The sequence below is a fragment of the Phytoactinopolyspora endophytica genome, assembly GCF_004138495.1.
Classification (GTDB): domain Bacteria; phylum Actinomycetota; class Actinomycetes; order Jiangellales; family Jiangellaceae; genus Phytoactinopolyspora; species Phytoactinopolyspora endophytica.
Genome location: NZ_ML142851.1, coordinates 80865 through 83444 on the forward strand (window position 1 = coordinate 80865; position 2580 = coordinate 83444).

General features: G+C 66.7%; 3 protein-coding genes. All 3 read right to left on the reverse strand.

Annotation, left to right across the window (positions count from 1 at the left end; all coding sequences use genetic code 11):
• Positions 1–160: 160 nt before the first annotated feature.
• A complete protein-coding gene (locus tag ELR45_RS06300; RefSeq protein ID WP_129664406.1) occupies positions 161–1000 on the reverse strand; it encodes a hypothetical protein in 840 nt (279 codons plus the stop codon).
• Entirely contained in the window at positions 997–1653 is a 657-nt protein-coding gene (gene sigM / locus ELR45_RS06305; protein ID WP_129664408.1) for an RNA polymerase sigma factor SigM, read from the reverse strand. The genes ELR45_RS06300 and sigM overlap by 4 nt, the downstream gene beginning before the upstream one ends.
• Positions 1650–2580: discoidin domain-containing protein (locus ELR45_RS34685; RefSeq protein WP_165367527.1), on the reverse strand; the 931-nt coding region annotated here is incomplete at its 5' end. The genes ELR45_RS34685 and sigM, both read right to left, overlap by 4 nt.

The following is a 2580-nucleotide window of genomic DNA, read 5'->3' on the forward strand; positions in this document are numbered from 1 at the left end:
GCTGGACCGGAACCGATAATCACGACGTTTCGAATGTCGCTCACGTTCGTGCCCTCCGCGGGTGCTCTCGACGTCTCCACCTGCCCCAACGGATCCTGGGCGCCGGGAATTCCCACCCTACTAGCTAGGCTCAGCAACCGAGACGGAGCGCGTAGCCGTGTCACTGCTCAGGATGAGCAACCGCGACGTCCGGCGTCTCGTGTCCTGGGGCGGAGCCGCACTCGTTGACGATCCAGCCGGTCAAATCCTCGTCGTCCTCGAGCACCACCAGGATCTCGCCGCCAAGCTCGGCGCTGCCGGCAAGGTCAGCACCGCGCTCACTGGCCAGCACCTGTCCACAGCCTGGTTCTACCTCGTCACGCTGTTCCCATACATCGATGACCGCCTGGGCGAGCATGTTCTCCGAGAACGCCTCCGGTTCCGCAGCCCCTTGGTCATCCTCGGCCGCACCAGCGTCCTCTTCGGCCTCGTCATCCTCGTTCGGCGGAGCTCCGACTGCGGTGTCCGACTCACCCCGGTCCTCGTCCACATCTGTGTCAGCGTCGTCCGACTCCTCGTCGGGCATGTTTCCACCGCTGGTGGTCATATCGGGCGGCGAATCGTCGTTTACGAGCGAGTATCCCACCAGGCCGACAAGAGCTGTAGCGGCTGCCGCCGCCAATGCGACGGGCATCCTCCGGCGGAACCACGCCACCGGGCCACTGCTCGCCTGGGAGTCCGTGACCGATGCCTGCTGTTCATCACGCTCCCTGGCCGCCGTGGCGACGATCGCCTCCTCGGTCAGCGCCGCATTGATCCGCTCCGAGATGTGCGAGGGCATCGGCAACCGATCCGGGGCGGCGCGCAGCAGCCCGGTCACCTCGGTCAGCCGGCTCACCACGGACTGGCAGGACGCGCAGCCGTGAACGTGCTCAGACACCATGGAGGCGTCGTCCTCAAGAACGCCCTCAGCCAGTTCGGCCAGGACGTACTCAGGAGGGTGCCGGTCAGCAGGCGTCACCGACGCTCACCTCCTTGTTCATTGGCGGTCTCAGGTGAGACGCGGCCCCCGCCTCGTTGGTTCCCTTCGCCAGAGCGAGATTGTTCTGCAGACAACAAAGGGAGCAGTCGAGCTCGTGCGCGCGCGCACCGGCTCTTGATCGTTCCGGTCGGAAGACCGAGCATCTCCGCGACCTCGGCGACCCGATAGCCCTCCATGTCGACCAGGACGAGCGGTACGCGTTGATCGTCCGGTAACGACGCCAACGCCGTCTCGACATCGAGCCGGACCGCAGTGCGATCTGACGGGTCCGGCCCAGGATCGAGCGCTGCGGTGACAGCCGGCGATTCGGTGCCGTCGAACGGCGTGGGGTCGGCGGGGCGGGCCGCGGAGTGCCGGACGCGGTCGAGGCAGGCGTTCACGACGACGCGATGCAACCACGTCGTCACGGCCGACTCGGCACGGAAGGACGACGCCCGCCGGAAGGCGTTGATCAGCGCGTCCTGAAGAGCGTCAGCGGCGTCGTCGGGGTTTCCCAGGGTGCGCAGTGCCACGGCCCAGAGTCGGTCTTGATGCCGACGTACAAGCTCACCGAACGCGTCGTGATCGCCACGAATGTGGCGTTGCAGGAGATCGTCGTCGCTCTCCTGGTATGCGGCGGGCTCGCCGGTCAATCCGAACCTCCCTCTGTGCCCAAGATGGTCACCTCGGCCACACCACTTCGGTAGTTGCCGTCGTACGGCGGTAGCCGGGTGAACCACACCAAGACATAGCGGGTTGTGACGGCCTCATCAAGTGTATGGGTCAGCTCTTCGCCGACATCTTCCTGTCCATCAATCGGCACCCATTCGTCGATACCGGCAGGCGGCTGAGACGCGCCTTCCTCGGCCGCGTAGATCTCCACGGAGGCGCCCGAGTTGAGCAGCGCGAGCCCGATCTCGGAGACAGCGTGTTCATCACCGAGGTCGACGTACAGCCCCACGCCCTCCTTCTGGTCCTCCAACGGGGCGTAGTAGTTGAGCGTGTGCCAGATGGTCTCCGGGTCACCATCGATGGCGTTGCCGACCTGGTCAGGGCTCTCTGGGGTGCTGCCGAACGGGTCGAAGTAGTCGGCGGCGGCCAGGCTGAGAGGTGTCAGCTCAGCCTCCTCGCTGGGCTCATCGTCGGGTGTGGACGGATCGCTGGCATCCTCCGTGGGCCCGTTGGTGTCCGCCCGGTCGTCGTCCGAATCGAACGCGCTCAACATGAGCTGCAACCCAAGAAGAGTGGCGCCGACCAGCAGCAGTGCCGCTCCGATGACCCCTAGGAAGCGGTTGAGACGGCTGGTACGGCGTCGATCCCGCCTGGACGTTCCCGGTGGCACTGCCGCGGCCGTCGTGGACGCGAGGTACGGGCTGCTCATCTCGTCGGCCCGGTTGGACACCGCGGCCGGGCGGTCCGGAGGCGGTCCCGGGATGACGAACTCGTCCGTTCGGGGACCGGCCCCGAGCTCGGCGGCGATCTGAAACGGCGAGTGCAGGGGTGCCGTGTGGTGCCGGCGTGCGTTGCCGACCGAGCGGTCGGTGATGACATCGAGCGACGTGGGGATGCCCGGGCGGATC